Annotated in this window: 10 protein-coding genes, 1 pseudogene and 3 other annotated features; of the genes and pseudogenes, 10 read left to right on the top strand and 1 reads right to left on the bottom strand. The window is 35.0% G+C overall.

Annotation, left to right across the window (positions count from 1 at the left end):
• Nucleotides 1–101 precede the first annotated feature (101 nt).
• From ACHZK0_RS14100 to ACHZK0_RS14060, 9 genes are all read left to right on the top strand, one after another.
• Nucleotides 102–3,614 carry a DUF4020 domain-containing protein gene (locus ACHZK0_RS14100; RefSeq protein ID WP_270607610.1) on the top strand — a complete coding sequence of 1,171 codons (3,513 nt, stop codon included), beginning with the start codon at nt 102–104 and terminating at the stop codon, nt 3,612–3,614.
• A gap of 108 nt (nt 3,615–3,722) precedes the next feature.
• Nucleotides 3,723–3,959 (top strand) — a binding site (T-box leader).
• Between the two features lie 54 nt (nt 3,960–4,013).
• Nucleotides 4,014–4,249: a binding site (T-box leader), on the top strand.
• 194 nt (nt 4,250–4,443) lie between these two features.
• Nucleotides 4,444–5,520 (top strand): bifunctional 3-deoxy-7-phosphoheptulonate synthase/chorismate mutase, encoded by a 1,077-nt coding sequence (locus ACHZK0_RS14095; protein ID WP_001273575.1) that lies wholly within the window; start codon nt 4,444–4,446, stop codon nt 5,518–5,520.
• Between the two features lie 9 nt (nt 5,521–5,529).
• Nucleotides 5,530–5,749 (top strand) — a binding site (T-box leader).
• A gap of 52 nt (nt 5,750–5,801) precedes the next feature.
• A complete protein-coding gene (aroC, locus tag ACHZK0_RS14090; protein ID WP_262742867.1) occupies nt 5,802–6,974 on the top strand; it encodes a chorismate synthase in 1,173 nt (390 codons plus the stop codon).
• 18 nt (nt 6,975–6,992) lie between these two features.
• Nucleotides 6,993–8,093 (top strand): histidinol-phosphate transaminase, encoded by a 1,101-nt coding sequence (gene hisC / locus ACHZK0_RS14085; RefSeq protein ID WP_395760508.1) that lies wholly within the window; start codon nt 6,993–6,995, stop codon nt 8,091–8,093.
• On the top strand, nt 8,086–9,186 hold the full coding sequence (tyrA, locus tag ACHZK0_RS14080) for a prephenate dehydrogenase (RefSeq protein ID WP_270343116.1): 1,101 nt from the start codon (nt 8,086–8,088) through the stop codon (nt 9,184–9,186). Before hisC ends, tyrA begins: the two co-directional genes overlap by 8 nt.
• 16 nt (nt 9,187–9,202) lie before the next feature.
• On the top strand, nt 9,203–10,492 hold the full coding sequence (gene aroA / locus ACHZK0_RS14075) for a 3-phosphoshikimate 1-carboxyvinyltransferase (protein ID WP_395760507.1): 1,290 nt from the start codon (nt 9,203–9,205) through the stop codon (nt 10,490–10,492).
• 137 nt (nt 10,493–10,629) lie between these two features.
• Entirely contained in the window at nt 10,630–11,790 is a 1,161-nt protein-coding gene (locus ACHZK0_RS14070; RefSeq protein WP_395760506.1) for a GNAT family N-acetyltransferase, read from the top strand.
• A 231-nt stretch (nt 11,791–12,021) separates the two neighbouring features.
• Nucleotides 12,022–12,588, top strand: coding sequence for a TetR/AcrR family transcriptional regulator (locus ACHZK0_RS14065; protein ID WP_375810712.1), 567 nt, complete (start codon nt 12,022–12,024; stop codon nt 12,586–12,588).
• A 211-nt stretch (nt 12,589–12,799) separates the two neighbouring features.
• On the top strand, nt 12,800–15,916 hold the full coding sequence (locus ACHZK0_RS14060) for an MMPL family transporter (protein ID WP_395760505.1): 3,117 nt from the start codon (nt 12,800–12,802) through the stop codon (nt 15,914–15,916).
• 30 nt (nt 15,917–15,946) lie between these two features.
• Here the strand turns inward: ACHZK0_RS14060 and ACHZK0_RS14055 are convergent.
• Nucleotides 15,947–16,367 (bottom strand): annotated as a pseudogene (locus ACHZK0_RS14055) (stress protein).
• A 267-nt stretch (nt 16,368–16,634) separates the two neighbouring features.
• Between ACHZK0_RS14055 and ACHZK0_RS14050 the strand changes: the two are divergent.
• The gene (locus ACHZK0_RS14050; RefSeq protein WP_000633855.1) at nt 16,635–18,260 is read left to right on the top strand and encodes an ABC-F family ATP-binding cassette domain-containing protein; all 1,626 of its coding nucleotides are present in this window, start codon (nt 16,635–16,637) and stop codon (nt 18,258–18,260) included.
• Nucleotides 18,261–18,614: the final 354 nt, after the last annotated feature.

Genomic DNA, 18,614 nt, shown 5'->3' with positions numbered 1-18,614 from the left:
CATACATTGTAACAAATATATTTACATAAAACTTTTTCACGTTCGTTTTTGTCTAAATATTAAAAAAACAAAGAAAAAATGTTATAGTAAAATGAGAGTATATGACATTTTTAGGTAAGGGGGAATCCATGGTGTGGATTACTTCAGAAGTAGAAATTCCAGATGAGTTAATTGATCATCTTGAACAAGGAAAGTTAGTACTATTTGTTGGAGCGGGAGTTTCTATGAAAGGGAAATCAAACTTACCGAATTTTGATGATCTAGTTGATGAAATTGCGAAAACGTTATATGTGGAAACGCGTGAGATAACAGAACCACATGATTATTATCTTGGTAAAATTGCGAAAACAAAAGATGTACATCAAGTTGCAAGAGATTTAGTTCATACTGAAAAATCAAAACCGAATCCGCTTCATTATGCGATTCCGAGGTTGTTTCCTTTAGATACAGAAGTCCGTATTGTAACGACAAATTTTGATCGGCATTTTACAACTGCGATGAAAGAAATGAATAGAGAATTAAACGTATATTACGCACCTGCGTTACCTACAGGTCGAGCGTTTAAAGGACTCGCTTACATACATGGCAATATAGAACAAGAGAAAGAAGCATTAATATTAACAGATGGTGATTTTGGAAGGGCTTACTTGACGGAAGGATGGGCAAGAAGATTTTTAGTTGATTTATTTTCGAATTATACCGTTTTATTCGTTGGATATAGCCATAATGACCCCGTAATGAAATATTTAGCGACAGGTTTACCGCCAAGTACAAGGCGTTTTGCATTTGTTGCACAAGGGGAAAATACGTACCACTGGGAGCATTTAGGAATACGGCCGATTGTATATCCGAATAAAGGCAATAATCATCAATCTCTCGTTAAAGCAGTGAAGCGATGGGCGGAATTAATGGGAGATAATTATATTACAAAACGAATGCGGATTCGTGACATAGTAACAGTTCCACCGTCAGTAGAGCAGGAACAATTATCATACATAAAACAATCCATAAAAAAAATTGAAACAGTCCGCTACTTTGTTGAATTTGCTCATGATTATGAATGGGTGGAATGGCTTGAAGCAGAAGGGAAATTACAAAATTTATTTTTAGTTACATCAAATGATAATGAGGTAGATGAATTACTTGCAGAATGGTTAGTGGAACAATTTCTTTTTAGTCATCAAAAAGAATTATTTCAATTAATTTTTAAAAATCATTCTAAACTATCTCCGTTATTATGGAAAACAATTTGTAGCTACTTAAACGAGACGAAAATTGAGATGGACCCGTTGTTGTTTGCAAGATGGACACTTCTTTTATTAGAAACAGCTGAAAAAGATAGTAAATCAATTGAAAAAATTTCTTACTTACTGCAAAAATGTTCTTTTCCTGAGCACAAAGAGATTGCTTTATTATTACTAACGTTTATTTTGGATGGAAAGCTTAAGTTGAAGCGGGAAAGAAAATGGGGAAATGATACACAAGAATCGATAGAACTTGAGGAATCGAGTCGTTTACCATTGTCTACATTTTCTTATGTGGAGCAAATGTGGAATGAGAAGATGAAACCGTATATTGCCTATTATGCCGTACCCATTATGATGATGGGAATAGAAAAGATGCGACTGTTATCACTACGACAAACGGCTTTGAAAAAAAAGGATAAGGAAAATGTTGAAAAAGAGTTTCAGCAAAATGATCTTGCCTTTTTAATTCAAATTGTAAAAGAGTGTTTAGCTTATTTATGTGAAAACAATGAGAAAAAAGCAAATTATTATATTACAGAAATGATAGAAGCAAACAGCGTGCTTCAGACCCGAATTGCAATTGATGCAATGAATAAAAATATATTTGTTAGCGCTGATGACAAAATAAAATGGTTGTTACAGGAAGGACTTCTTTTAGATGTCACGTATAAACACGAAGTTTTTCAACTTATAAAAAATCATTTCGCATCTTCTTTAGAAAAAACAAAGGAAGAAGTCATTCAAATTGTACTGAAAGACCTTGCAAAGGAGAGAGCATTTGATGTTTGTTTAGTATTAGATTTATTATTCACTTGTGATTCAAATAGTCCATCTACAGCAAAAGGTTATGAGGTAATGAAGCAAAAACACCCGCACTTTCATTCTGAGCGATACAGTTTACAAAAGAAAGAAACTACAGAACAAAGTATTACTTGTAATGTAACTGCTGATGGATTATTACAGCTGAAAGACGATGAAATTATGAAACAAGTTCGGCAATTTTCTCAAGACGGAGTTTTTGAACAACGTCATTTTTTAGAGATGTTATCGAAAGCATGTAAAATGAATACAGAATGGAGTATTTCATTTGCTTATCAATTAGTTAGCATGCATGAAATAAGTAATGAAGTATGGTTTGTTTGTATTAGAGAGTGGCGAAATAACCGAGGACTGACAAATGAACAAATCCAAAAAGTTATTCCGCTATTGCAGAAATTTGTTAGAAATACTGCTTTTCATTGGTTAATTAGTAGTTTTCTATATGAAATTAGTAATCGATTAGAGGAGTTAGAGGAAAATAGCATACGCAATGTGAAACGGTTTGCTTTTTCGGTATTCCCTCAAGTAATGAAAAGTAATACAGATTTTAAGCTTGGAAAACAAGATTTTTACAATGAATCAATCCAGCATCCTGTTGGGAAAATGACAGCTGTATTATTAAAACTGTTATCATATGATCATTTATACGATCGAAACGTGTATGAATATTTATTTTTATTTGAAGAACAAGTAAGAGTTAGTTCAGAGCGGACAAATTACATGTTAGCTCGTTTAGTAGCAGATATAACATTTCTTTATCATATTGAGAAACAATGGTGCCGCAAATATTTGTTACCGTACTTAGATTTAAAGAAGGAAAATGAAATTACGAAATATGCATGGGCAGGCTTATGTTACACGCAAATCAATTTGCCTTTATTTACAGAAATGAAGCGATTTATTAAGTATGCGGTAGAACATTTGGAAGTATTGCACCCGCATACGAGGGAAGCTTTCTTGAAATGGCTTAGTTTTGTATTTATTAAATGTGTACTGTATTGGGAGCAAAAAACAGATTGGTTATACCCGTTACTTATACAAGAAAATGAAGAAAATAAAATTAAATTTATGCAGTTTTTATGCTATTACGTCAAAACGTTAAGTGCAAAAGAACAACAAAAATTTTGGGCATCTTGGCTCAGTATATTTTTGCGAGAGCGACCGAAAATGGGTGAAATCACAGCTAGAGAATATGTAATGCTTTTACGTATTATTTTATTTATGGATGAAATAGTAGAAAGAGGATTATCGATAATATGTAAATCATTTTCGGACGTGGGTGGAAAAGGGAATCAAACGGAGATAAAACAGTTATTGAACGAAATACTTGAAAAGACAGAGCGTATAAAAATGTCCAAAGATTTGTATGCAAATGTATTTTTTACTTTACTGCAAACGCTTCAGGAAGCCGATTTACTTGAAACGGAAATCATTCGAATAAAAGAAGTATTAATCCGGTATGGAGTAGAAAAGTATGTATTAAATGCAATAGATAATGAGATAATTCGCATCGGAATTGTTATGGAGAATTTACAAGAAGAAATGTAGGGCGAAAGTGGAATTTTAAAAAATATATAAAAAGTTGTTGACAGTGTTTTGAAAAGCGTTCTATAATACGAATCATACTTATTCAATTTCAAAAAACATTTGAATAAACAAAGTGCAATGAAGAGATCACAGTAGTGGTTAGTCTTACTGTAACAGAGAGCTGGTGGTTGGTGTGAACCAGTACAGGGATAATCATGAATTACAGTCTTGGAGCATCTTTTTCGTAATAAAGATAGTTTCGTCTTTATGAAGAAAAAGCGGTCAATTGATCGTTAACAGTGAAGAGAGGTAGACGGAAAGTTAGTCTACAACTAGGGTGGTACCGCGATAAATATCGTCCCTACTGATTTATTCAGTAGGGACTTTTTGTATTTTAGTGGTCCAACTTGAAAATTAAATATACATGCGTTGAAAGGAAAAGCAGTAGTTGTTGTTTCCCTGTAACAGAGAGCTGGTGGTTGGTGCGAACCAGTACAAAAACAAGAGCGAATTACAGTCCTAGAGCATCTTTTTCGTAGTAAAGATAATATTGTCTTTATGAAGGGAAAGACGGTCAGATGATCGTTAACAATGAAGAGAGGTAGACGAAAGAAGTCTACAACTAGGGTGGTACCGCGATAAATATCGTCCCTACTGATTGAATCAGTAGGGATTTTTTGTACAAAAAAGTGGGTTTTTATCTAGTAGATAGTGTCCTTATGATAAGTATTCGTTTAAAATAAGAAGAGGTATCGATTCCACTTAAAATTTGTATAATTTATCAGTTCAGAAAATAGAGAATTTTTCATTCTCTTACTATACTTTTAAAACATTAGAGGAGGATTTCCAAATGGCAAATCATGAATTAGATCAATTACGTAAACAGGTAGATGAAATTAACTTACAACTATTACACCTTTTAAACAAACGTGGTGAAATCGTTCAAAAAATTGGGGAGCAAAAGCAGGTACAAGGTACGAAACGCTTTGATCCAGTACGTGAGCGTGAAGTACTTGATATGATCGCAGAGCATAATGAAGGACCATTCGAAACGTCAACAGTTCAACACATTTTCAAAACAATCTTCAAAGCTAGCTTAGAATTACAAGAAGATGATAACCGTAAAGCATTACTAGTATCACGTAAAAAGAAACAAGAAAATACAATCGTTGATGTAAAAGGTGAATTGATTGGAAACGGAACACAAACGTTCATTATGGGACCTTGTGCGGTAGAAAGCTTAGAACAAGTTCGCCAAGTAGGGCAAGCGATGAAAGACCAAGGCTTAAAATTAATGCGCGGTGGTGCTTTCAAACCGAGAACATCTCCTTACGATTTCCAAGGTTTAGGAGTAGAAGGATTACAAATTTTACGCCAAGTAGCAGATGAGTTCGACTTAGCAATCATTAGTGAAATTTTAAATCCGAACGATGTTGAAATGGCATTAGACTATGTTGATGTAATTCAAGTTGGCGCACGTAACATGCAAAACTTCGATTTATTACGAGCTGTAGGTAAAGTTAACAAGCCAGTATTATTAAAACGTGGATTAGCAGCAACAATTGATGAGTTCATTAACGCAGCTGAATACATCATTGCACAAGGTAACGACCAAATTATTCTATGTGAGCGCGGTATCCGCACATACGAAAGAGCAACACGTAACACATTAGATATTTCAGCAGTACCGATTTTAAAGAAAGAAACACATTTACCAGTTATCGTTGACGTAACGCATTCAACTGGGCGTAGAGACTTATTATTACCAACAGCGAAAGCAGCACTTGCAATTGGCGCAGATGCAGTAATGGCTGAAGTACATCCAGACCCAGCAGTTGCATTATCAGATTCTGCACAACAAATGGATATTCCAGAATTCCATAGATTCATGGATGAGTTAAAAGGTTTCAAAAATAAATTATCTTAATTCAATATCATATATGCGCTGAAGAGGAAACAGTAGTGCTTATCTCCCTGTTAAAGAGAGCTGATGGTCGGTGTGAATCAGTACAAAGGTAAGCATGAATTACAGCCTTGGAGCATCTTTTCCGCCAACTGTTGGAGGGAAGGACGGTCGAATGATCGTTAAAGAAGAAGAGAGGTAGACGATAGTTGTCTACAACTAGGGTGGTACCGCGATAAACATCGTCCCTACTGAGCGCTCAGTAGGGATTTTTTTGTACAAAAAATAGTAAAGGGGCAAGAGAAATGAGATACATTACAGCTGGAGAATCACATGGGCCGCAGTTAACAGTTATTTTAGAAGGTGTACCAGCAGGTTTAACATTAACAGCGGAACATATTAATAAAGAATTATTAAGAAGACAAAAAGGGCACGGACGCGGAAGACGTATGCAAATTGAAACTGATACAGTTGAAATTGTAAGTGGTGTTCGTCATGGGATGACACTTGGCTCGCCGATAACGTTAATCGTAAAAAACGATGATTTCAAACATTGGACGAAAGTAATGGGTGCAGAGCCAATTTCGGAAAAAGAAAGTAAAGAAATGAAACGTACAATTACAAAACCACGTCCAGGACATGCGGATTTAAACGGAGCAATTAAATACGGTCACCGTGATATAAGAAACGTGCTAGAGCGCTCATCTGCAAGAGAAACGACAGTTCGTGTAGCTGCTGGTGCAGTTGCGAAACAAATTTTAAAAGAATTAGGCGTAGAAATTGCAGGGCATGTACTTGAAATTGGCGGAGTAAAAGCAAAACATATTTCAAACTTATCAATTGAAGAGATTCAAACAATTACTGAAAACTCACCAGTTCGATGTTTAGATAAAGAAGTAGAACAAGAGATGATGGATGCGATAGATAACGCTAAAAGTAGCGGAGATTCAATCGGCGGCATTGTTGAAGTCATTGTAGAAGGCATGCCAATAGGTGTTGGTAGTTACGTTCATTACGATCGTAAATTAGATGCAAAACTAGCTGGTGCAATTATGAGTATAAATGCTTTTAAAGGTGCTGAAATTGGTGTTGGTTTTGAAGCAGCAAGACAGCCAGGAAGTAAAGTGCATGATGAAATTTTATGGGATGAAGAACAAGGATACACGAGAAAAACGAATAATGCCGGCGGTTTAGAAGGCGGTATGACAACAGGCATGCCAATTGTCGTAAGAGGTGTTATGAAACCAATACCTACATTATACAAACCGTTAGCAAGTGTTGATATTGATACGAAAGAATCATTCCAAGCGAGTATTGAAAGATCTGATAGTTGTGCAGTACCAGCAGCAGGTGTAGTAGCTGAATCTGTTGTAGCATGGGAACTTGCACATGCACTAGTCGAACAATTCGGAAAAGATCGTATAGAATTAATTCAGCAAAACATTACGCAACATAACAAATATGCAAAAGAATTTTAATAAAAAGGTGGTTTTAACATGCAAGTAAAAGATCAACTCTCATCATTACAACCATATACACCAGGTAAATCACCTGAACAAATGAAAGAAGTGTACGGAAATCATGAATTTGTGAAATTAGCATCGAATGAAAACCCATTCGGCTGCTCACCACGTGTTTTAGATGAGTTGCAAAAATCGTGGTTGGAACATGCTTTATATCCTGACGGAGGTGCTACAACGCTCCGTCAAACAATTGCAAATAAGTTACATGTTCAAATGGAACAAGTACTTTGCGGTAGTGGATTAGATGAAGTCATTCAAATAATAAGCCGTGCAGTACTTAAAGCAGGAGAGAATATCGTGACGGCTGGTGCGACATTTCCTCAGTACCGTCATCATGCAATTATTGAAGGCTGTGAAGTGAAAGAAATTCCTTTAAATAACGGAGTATACGATTTAGACGAAATTTCGTTAGCGGTAAATAATAATACGAAAATCGTATGGATTTGTAATCCAAATAACCCGACAGGCACATATGTGAATGATCAAAAATTGTCTCAATTTATTGAAGGTATTAGTGAAAATACGTTAATTGTCATTGATGAAGCGTACTATGAATACGTAACAGCAAAAGATTTCCCAGAGACATTACCGCTTTTAGAAAAACATAAAAACATTCTTGTACTTAGAACGTTTTCTAAAGCATACGGATTAGCTTCTTTCCGCGTTGGATATGCGATTGGACACGAAGAGCTAATCGAGAAATTAAATGTCGTACGTTTGCCATTTAACGTATCTTCATTAGCGCAAAAAGCAGCGACGATTGCTTTTGGTGATGACGAGTTTATTGAAGAAATAGTTCGTGTGAATACAGAAGGATTACAACAATACGAAAGCTTTTGTAAGGAAAAAGAAATTCCATTTTATCCATCGCAAACAAATTTCATCTTCATGCCAGTGGAGAATGCTGGGGAGATTTATGAGGCTTGTGCACACGCAGGATTTATTATTCGTCCGTTCCCAAATGGTGTCCGTATTACAGTCGGAACAAGGGAACAAAATGAAGGAGTGATTTCAGTGTTACAACAACACTTTGAAAATAAAAAAAGAAAGTCTCGAGATGAGGCAAATGTGTAAAAAGGTAGTTTTAATTGGTACGGGTTTAATCGGAGGCTCACTTGCATTAGCAATTAAGAAAGAGCATGATGTAACGATAACAGGTTATGATATTTTTCAAGAACAAGTAGAGCGTGCAAAAGAATTACACGTAGTAGATGAAGTAGCGGTAGATTTACAGCATGCGTGTGAAGAGGCGCATTTAATTGTTTTTGCTTCTCCAGTTGAAGAAACGAAGAAGTTATTACACAAATTAGCGTCATTTCGTTTACGAGAAGATGTTATTGTAACCGATGTTGGTAGTACAAAAGGGACGATTATGAATGAAGCGGAAGCTTTATTTTCAAAGGAAGTTTCTTTCATTGGTGGACATCCAATGGCAGGTTCTCATAAAACGGGCGTTGAAAGTGCAAAAGCACATTTATTTGAAAATGCATTTTACATTTTGACACCGATGAATCATGTGCCAAATGAACATGTGGAAGAACTAAAGCGTTGGTTACAAGGGACAGGATCTCATTTTCTCGTTTTAAATACGGAAGAACATGATTATGTAACAGGAATTGTAAGTCATTTTCCGCATCTTATTGCAGCAGGATTAGTAAAGCAAGTGGAGAAACATGCAGGAGATAATCCACTTATTCATCAACTAGCTGCTGGAGGTTTTAAAGACATTACACGTATCGCATCTAGTAGCCCAAAAATGTGGAGTGATATTGTTAAGCAAAATCGTGAGCATTTAATGGTATTATTAAAAGAGTGGATCTCTGAAATGGAAGATTTATATGATACAGTTTCTACCGGAGATGCAGGCGAGATTCAAAACTATTTTGCAGATGCGAAAGAATACCGTGACTCTTTACCAGTACGAAAAAGAGGGGCAATTCCTGCCTATCACGACTTATACGTCGATGTTTTAGATAAAGTAGGAGCATTGGCTCACATTACGAGCATTTTAGCGCGCGAAGAAATTAGTATTACGAACTTGCAAATATTAGAAGCGCGTGAAGGATTGCTTGGGGTATTACGTATTAGCTTCCAAAGAGAAGAAGATCGTATGAAAGCAAAGCTAGCGCTTGGAGAAGAAAAATACCAAACTTATGAAACAATTTAAATGAGAAGGTGAAAACGTGAAGGAAAGAACGATACACCCTGTTAATAACGGATTAAATGGAAACATTACAATTCCAGGTGATAAATCCATTTCACACCGCGCTGTTATGTTCGGCGCGATTGCAGAAGGAAAAACAACAATTAAAGGTTTCTTACCCGGTGCAGACTGTTTAAGTACGATCTCTTGCTTTAAAGAAATGGGAGTAGACATCGTGCAAAATGGTGATGAAGTCACTGTAGTTGGTAAAGGATTAGATGGTTTACAAGAACCGAAAGCTGTATTAGATGTTGGTAATTCTGGTACAACAATACGTTTAATGTCAGGAATTTTGGCGAATACACCATTTTTCTCTTGTGTACAAGGTGATGCATCTATCGCAAAAAGACCGATGAAACGTGTTACAAATCCATTAAAACAAATGGGTGCAAACATTGATGGCCGCGAAGAAGGAACGTTTACACCGTTAACGATACGTGGCGGAGATTTAAAAGCAATTGAATACACTTCACCTGTAGCAAGTGCACAAGTTAAGTCAGCTATTTTACTTGCAGGACTTCGAGCAGAAGGTGTAACAGCTGTTACAGAACCACATATTTCACGCGATCATACGGAAAGAATGCTTGAAGCATTTGGCGTTAAAGTAACGCGCGAAGGAAAAACAGTAAAACTTGCAGGTGGACAAAAGCTAACAGCAACAGACGTTCAAGTGCCAGGTGACGTATCGTCAGCAGCATTTTTCCTAGTAGCGGGCGCAATCATTCCAAATAGTAAACTAGTATTACAAAATGTAGGGATGAATCCAACTCGTACTGGTATTATTGATGTATTAGAGAAAATGGGTGCTACGTTTACTGTAGAACCAATTAACGAAGGAGCATCAGAACCAGCTGCAAACATTACAATTGAAACATCCTCATTAAAAGGAACTGAAATTGGCGGAGATATTATCCCAAGATTAATTGATGAAATTCCTGTAATTGCTTTAGCAGCAACACAAGCAGAAGGAATTACAGTTATTAAAGATGCGCACGAATTAAAAGTTAAAGAAACGAACCGTATTGATACAGTCGTTGCAGAATTAACGAAGCTAGGAGCTCGCATAGAAGCAACTGACGACGGAATGATTATTTACGGTAAATCAGCTCTAAAAGGTAGTACAGTAAATAGTTACGGTGACCACCGCATCGGAATGATGCTTGCGATCGCTGGATGTATCGCAGAAGGAAAAACAACAATTGAAGATGCAGAAGCAGTAGGCGTTTCATATCCTACATTCTTCGACGAACTTCAAACGTTAGCTAAATAAAGTAATAAAAAAGCAGATACGGGATGTATCTGCTTTTTTATATTGGATTCGTTTCGTGAAATCGGTATAATTTCATTCACTGCACTGTAATATTGAGAATTATGGTACAATTCAAACAAGGAATGGAGGAGAAATATATGAACGTTATACGATTAAAAGAAGATAAATTTAAAGAAGCATTATGCTTATCAGAATACGCTTTTCAATATAAAGTTGAAGAGGAACGATTGCAGCAGCAACTCACAAAGATGAAAGAAAGTCATGAAATATACGGTATTATAGAAGGGGAAGATTTAGCAGCAAAACTGCATCTCATTCCGTTTCAAATATACATAGGCAAAGAAAATTTTAAAATGGGTGGCGTTGCAGGGGTAGCGACGTATCCAGAGTATAGAAGAAGCGGGTATGTAAAAGAATTGCTTCAACACTCACTACAAACGATGAAAAAAGATGGATATACAGTATCGATGCTACATCCATTTGCCGTTTCATTTTACCGTAAATACGGATGGGAACTTTGTGCGAACCTCCTTGTATGTCAAATGACAAAAAGCGATTTAGTGATGAAAAAACAAGTAAACGGTACTGTGAAACGATTCAATAAAGAAAATCACTCTGAAGAGGTCGAGAAACTTTATGAAACATTTGCAAAACGTTTTTCCGGTATGCTAGTTCGCGATGAAAAATGGTGGTTACAAGCTGTATATGATGATTTAACATTAGCGATTTATTACGATGAAAATAAAAGGGCAGCTGGCTACATGCTATATAAAATTGAAAACAGCAAAATGACAGTAGAAGAATTTGTTCCACTGCATAATGAAGCGCGAAATGGTCTGTGGAACTTTATTTGTCAGCATGATTCTATGATTAAAGAACTTGAAATGACTATAAGTGAAAACGAACCGTTATTATATACACTACAAGAGCCGCGAGTAAAGGCAGAAATAAAGCCGTATTTTATGGGAAGAATTGTAGATGTAGAGCAGTTCCTAAAACAATATGAATTAAATTGGAACAATGTACAGCAAGAAGTGATTTTACATATTACAGATTCGTTTGCACCGTGGAATAACGTATCAGTGAGGCTTGCGAATCAAGAAATAACAATTATGAAAGAGGAAACAATAGATAAAGGAATTAAGCTGGATATAAATGCATTATCTACAATAATGTTTGGATACAAACGTCCGTTAGAACTTAATGAACTAGAATTCATTACCGGAAGCGAAGAGGAAATACAAGCATTTGAAAATATAGTTCCAGCACGTAAAGCATTTATTTATGATTTCTTTTAAGATTTAAATAGGAAATGGGGCTGTCTCAAATAAAAATTTGGGACGGCGTTTTCTTTGGTTGTCGGTTTTTATCGGTAAGTCTACCTATTTTGAAAATCGCTGATATAAATTGATTCACAGACAAGGGATTAAAATTGCAACTATACGTAGTTACGCACTTGACTTTTAGTCCCTGTAATTTATAATTAAAAACGGAATGAATTTTCATTCCTGAAAATAGAGGTGGAAAAAATGGCTAAAAACAAACAAGAGGATATTTTTGATGCTGCGATGAAACTTTTTGCAGAACGTGGTTACGATGGTACGACAATTCCAATGATCGCTGAAAAGGCAAAAGTCGGTGCGGGTACTATTTATCGCTATTTTGAAAATAAAGAGGCACTTGTTAACTCATTATTTTCAAAAAGTATGTTAGAGCTTTCTGAAATGATAAAAACAGATTTTCCTGTTGAAGCAAATATTCGTGAACAGTTTAGTCATACGTACAACCGTTTATTTGAATTTGCGAGAAACAATGTGGACGCTTTTTTATTTACAAATTCTCACTGTGACAGTTATTTTCTTGATGAACAAAGTAAGAAAATATTTGACGATTTTATAGGCTTCTTTATGAATATTATTGAAGATGGAATCGCAAAAGGTTTTCTTCGTCCATTGCCTCCAGTTGCTTTAATTATTATTGTATATCAACCGTTAGAAAAATTAACGAAAGTAATTGCAACAGGGCAATTAGAATACTCGAAAGAGTTAGTAAAAGAATTGGAAGAAAGCTCTTGGAATGCTATTAGAATCATTTGATTCTATAGCTTTATAAGGACAGGAATGAATATTCATTCCTAAATAGATTTAAAAAATGAAAGTAGGAGAGGATATTTGTGCAACTAAGGGAATGAACATTCATTCCGGGAAGAGTAGTTTAATAGAGTTTATAAAATAAATTAATAGAATGATAGGAATGAACGTTCATTCCTAAACTAACGTGAAACTTTCAAAACGGGAGATGATTAATATGAGTAGGCTGAAAAATTGGAGAAGTTTATCTTTTCTATTATGGATAGTTATTACTATTACAATGATCGTAACGATGCCAAATATGGATAAATTAGTGAAAGAAAAAGGGCATATTACGATTCCTAATACAGAGCAAAGTAGTATCGCTGACAAAATGATAAGAGAGATGGATAAAGACGGGACAGAAAAATATGATGTTATAGCTGTTTTTAATAGTGGAAGTAAAGCAGCTTTAACAACTGAGCAAAAAGATGAAATAATAAAAACAATCAACGCTTTACAAAATGAAAAAGAGCAATTAGGAATTAAGGAAGTTGTTTCACATTTAGATAATAAAGACTTGGAAAAACAATTGATATCTAAAGACAATACTACCATTTTAACGCAAATCTCTGTGGATAAAAAACATGGTGAAATATCAAAAATTGCAAATGGGCTTCATAATAAAATTAAACCGAAGGGTGTTAAAACGTACTTAACAGGAAGTGATTTAATAGCGGGTGATTTTCTTACATCCTCTCAAGAGGGAGTGAAAAAGACAGAAATTATTTCTATCATTTTCATTTTAGTTGTATTAATCATTGTATTTCGTTCACCAATTGTTCCAATCGTTTCTCTTCTTACAGTTGGTGTATCATACTTAGTTTCAATGGGGATTATTGCCCATTTAGTAGATCAATTTAATTTTCCGTTTTCTAATTTTACACAAGTGTTTGTAGTTGTTGTCCTGTTTGGGGTTGGAACAGACTATAACATTTTATTATATACAAGGTTTAAGGAAGAATTAAGTAAACAAGAAAATGCATTTTTAGCTACGAAAGAAACGTTTAAATCGGCAGGGAAAACCGTTTTATATAGCGGAATAGCAGTACTAATTGGTTTTGCATCTCTTGCTTTAGCGAGTTTTAAATTATATCAATCTACTTCAGCCGTAGCAATTGGTGTCGCAGTATTATTACTCGTATTAACTACGTTAAATCCATTTTTCATGGTGCTATTAGGAAAAGGAATGTTTTATCCAGTAAAAACATTTAAAGGCCATGAGGATAGTCGTTTATGGGGATTTCTTGCGAAAAACTCAGTAGTAAGACCATTTGTCGCTTTAATCATTGTATTTGTGATATCGATTCCTTTCGTATTGAAATACTCTAATACACTAAATTACAATGATTTATTTGAAGTAGATAATAAATATGAGTCGAAAATGGGGATTAACGTAATAGAAGAACATTTCCCACCTGGTTTTTCTTCACCAAGTACGTTAGTCATTCAATCGGGTAACAAGTTAGACGAGGCGAGTTCTCTTCAAACTTTAGATGAACTAACTGATAAGATTTTGAAAGTGAAAGGTGTTTCAGAAGTATATTCACCGACGCGTCCAACTGGTGAAAGGATAAAAGAACTATATATAAATAAACAAGCGGGAGAACTAAATACAGGTTTAGGAGATGCCAATGGTGGTATAAAGGAAATTAATGATGGATTAACTACTGCGAAAGATAAAATGGGTAGTAAAGACTCAAATAGTCTTACAAACGTTCAAAAATTAATTGATGGAACAACGGAAGTGAAAAATGGAGTGTCAGCATTAGGAACAGCTTTAAATCAACTTTCAAATGGCATAAATGACGGAGCACAAGGTGCGCAGCAAATTGAGAGTGGATTAACTTCAGTAAATGAAAATATAAATGTTTTATCTAATGCAACTTCACAACTTCATGCTGGTTATTCGCAGTTAGAAAAAGGTTTAAGTTCTTACGATCAATACTTCGGAAGTATTTCTCAAGCCATTGATGGTGCGAAAAAAGGCTATGAACAAATTGAAATGCTAATGACCAATTTCATTCAAACGAAACCAGAATTAGCAAATGATCCGAACATACTACAAACGATAGGAATTGCTAAAGAGGCTCAAAAGCAATTAAGTGTGCTTTCCAATGAATTAAATCAATTAGCAACACAGCATAAAGCGGCGATGGGCTCATTTAAAGAAGCAAATCAATCGTTATTGAAAGTGGATAACGGCTTAAAAGAAATGAACAATGGAGTTACTAAATTAGAAAAAGGAGCAGCTGATCTTAAAAATGGGTTAGATGAAGGTGCTTCAGGTTCAAAACAAATTGCGAACAAGTCATCTGAGTTACAAAACGGATTAACAAAAATAAATGATGGGCAAGGCCAATTATTAACCGGGCTGAAAGACTTGCAAGAACAGATGGGGCAATTACAATCAGGATTATCTAAAAGTACAGAAGGGCTCGAAAAGGTAAGTAACGGACTAGGGGATGCTCAGAAATATTTAGGAGAACTGAATGAATCAAAAAGCTCTGAGAAATTTTATATTCCAAAAGAAGTTTTAGAGGGAGAAGATTTCCAAAAAGCATTGAATACGTATATGTCACATGATAGAAAGACTGCTAAAATGACAATCATTTTAGACGTAAATCCGTATTCAAAAGAAGCGATGCCAATCATTGAAGAAATTAATAAAACGATAGACGGTACGTTAAATGGTACAGAATTAAAATCAGCAAAAAAAGCGATCGGTGGTACAACTGCTAGAAACGTTGATTTAAAAGAAGTAACAGGTCAAGATTTCTTACGTACAGCTACGATTATGTTAATTGGAATTGCGATTGTATTACTCGTTATTACACGGTCATTTTTAAATACAATCTTTATTATTGGATCTTTAATATTAGCTTATTTTGCATCACTTGGTATAAGTGAACAAATTAGTGCACACTTACTAAACGTAGAGTCACTAAGCTGGAATGTACCATTCTTTAGTTTTATTATGATTGTTGCTTTAGGTGTGGATTATAGCATTTTCGTAATGATGCGATACAATGAGTTAGAAGGGGACCCGGCAACGAAAATTGTAAATGCATCTCGTCACATAGGAGGAGTCGTATTATCAGCGGCACTTATTTTAGGTGGTACATTTGCTGCATTAATCCCTTCAGGTGTATTGACACTTATACAAGTAGCATCTGTTGTTGGTGTTGCGCTGTTACTATTAGCTATCATTGTAATGCCAATATTGATACCTGCTTTAATAGGGTTAACGAATAAAATGAAGAATTATACGAAGAAATTAAGTAAAAGAAAATAAGAAGAATCCCCTTTTAAAAGGGGATTCTTCTTATTTAATAAATTTGTCCATCACATCTTTATATTTTGCAAATTCTTCATCTTTCATATCGCCATTCATTTGTAAAAGAAAATTGCCTCTTGCGTGTGTATGAGAGAATAACATAGGAGCAGAAGTTCCTAATTCATCGTAATATTTCTTAACTTTTTCTAGGTCTTCTTTTTTTGTAATTTCGAATAAACGACCGCCTTTATCTTCCCCCAAGAGCAGGTACGACAATACGTTTTCCTTCTTTTCGAAGATTGCCAAATTCTTTTTGCGGTAGATCGGTTGGATTTTCTGCTTGGAGACCAGTATTTTTAAATTCAGAGATAATCGAATCGACAGTTATTTTCGTTTCTTTTTTTTCTTGTTTTGATTCAATAGGTGTTTTTACATTGTTATTACTACTACATGCAGTTAAGGAAGCAATTGATAAACATAATGCTACAATTATAAATATTTTCTTTAAAATAAAGCCTCCTTAAATTGTATAATTCGCTTCTATATAATATTATTTCGTTAAAAACATACTTTTTATTCAAGGTAGAAAAGGGATGAATAGCAATCAACCGTTGCTATTCATCCATCTTCTACTATATAATAGCTATAGTCTACAATAATTGAGTCGTAATATGCGATTTTTTAAGACAATCGGTGAGAAAACGCTGAAATAAGCGGTATTAGTAGGAGGACACAAATGATTACAGTAAGTAACGTTAGTTTGCGTTTCGCGGATCGCAAATTGTTTGAAGATGTTAACATAAAATTCACGCCAGGTAACTGCTACGGCTTAATCGGAGCAAACGGTGCTGGTAAATCGACATTTCTAAAGATTTTATCTGGAGAAATTGAAGCATCAACAGGTGACATACATATTACGCCAGGTGAGCGTCTAGCAGTATTAAAACAGAACCACTTCGAATATGAAGAGTTCCCAGTATTAGAAACAGTAATTATGGGTCACACGCAACTTTATAAAGTTATGCAAGAGAAAAATGCCATTTACATGAAAGAAGATTTTAGTGATGAAGATGGTATGCGTGCTGCTGAACTTGAAGGTGAGTTCGCTGAGCTTAACGGTTGGGAAGCAGAATCAGAAGCTGCAATCCTTCTTAAAGGTTTAGGTATTGGTGAAGATCTTCATGATAAGAAATTGTCAGAATTAACTGGGGCAGAGAAAGTAAAAGTATTACTTGCTCAAGCTTTATTCGGTAAACCAGACATTCTATTACTAGATGAGCCTACCAACCACTTGGACTTAAAAGCGATTCAATGGTTAGAAAACTTCTTAATGAACTTTGAAAATACAGTAATTGTTGTATCCCATGACCGTCACTTCTTAAATAAAGTTTGTACGCACATGGCTGATCTTGATTTCGGTAAAATTCAACTTTATGTTGGTAACTATGACTTCTGGTATGAGTCAAGCCAATTAGCTTTAAAATTAACACAAGATGCTAATAAGAAAAAAGAAGAGAAAGTAAAAGAGTTACAAAACTTCATTGCACGCTTTAGCTCAAACGCATCTAAAGCGAAACAAGCAACTTCTCGTAAAAAATTATTAGATAAAATTACATTAGATGATATTAGACCATCATCACGTCGTTATCCATTCGTTGGCTTTACACCTGAGCGAGAAATAGGAAATGACTTATTAACTGTTGAAGGTCTTTCTAAAACAATTGATGGCGAAAAAGTGTTAGATAATGTGTACTTCACTTTAAATAAAGGTGATAAAGTTGCATTTATCGGTCGTAACGATATTGCGATGACAACATTATTTAAAATCCTTATGGGTGAAATGGAGCCAGATAGCGGTTCATTCAAATGGGGCGTTACAACATCTCAATCTTACTTCCCAAGAGATAACTCTAAATACTTTGAGAACAGTGACTCTAACTTAGTTGATTGGTTACGCCAATTCTCTCCACAAGATGAGTCAGAAAGCTTCTTACGTGGTTTCTTAGGCCGTATGTTATTCTCAGGTGAAGAAGTTAAGAAGAACGTTTCTGTATTATCTGGGGGCGAAAAAGTTCGTTGTATGCTATCTAAAATGATGTTAAGTGGTGCGAACGTAATCACACTTGACGATCCAACGAACCACTTAGACCTTGAGTCTATCACTGCATTAAACAACGGTTTAATCGCATTTAAAGGTACAATGTTATTCACATCTCATGACCATCAGTTCGTACAAACTATTGCAAACCGCATTATCGAAGTAACGCCAAACGGTGTAATTGATAAAGAGGCTACTTACGATGAGTTCTTAGAAAATGAAGAACTTCAAAAACAAGTAGATGCAATGTACAAAGGTCAATAATAAATGATGAAAAACCTTGCTCTCGTAATGAGAGTGAGGTTTTTTTATAATCATTGATTTTATGAATTGCGAATAATTATACAAAAATAACTTTAGAGGTTGAAAGATATTTTGATGTTGCATATAGAGAAATGGCTGCAGCATGAATAAACTTGAATTACATGAAAGGATGTAATATACACGGAAAAAAACTAATGCTATCTACTGTGAATTTCATTATATTACATTAATGTTCCAGAACTGGAGACATATTTATTTGCGAAGCAGTGAATAAAGGTTTATAGTATGTGGAGTCATAATTAGTGGATGAGACTTGGGAGAAAACAGAAAATGTTACAAAAGTATTTTGTTAAA

The sequence above is a fragment of the Bacillus sp. 3G2 genome (assembly GCF_044324725.1).
In the GTDB taxonomy this organism is placed as follows: Bacteria; Bacillota; Bacilli; order Bacillales; family Bacillaceae_G; genus Bacillus_A; species Bacillus_A mobilis.
Note: the sequence above shows the minus strand (reverse complement) of the source record. Positions and strands in the feature narration are given on the sequence as shown.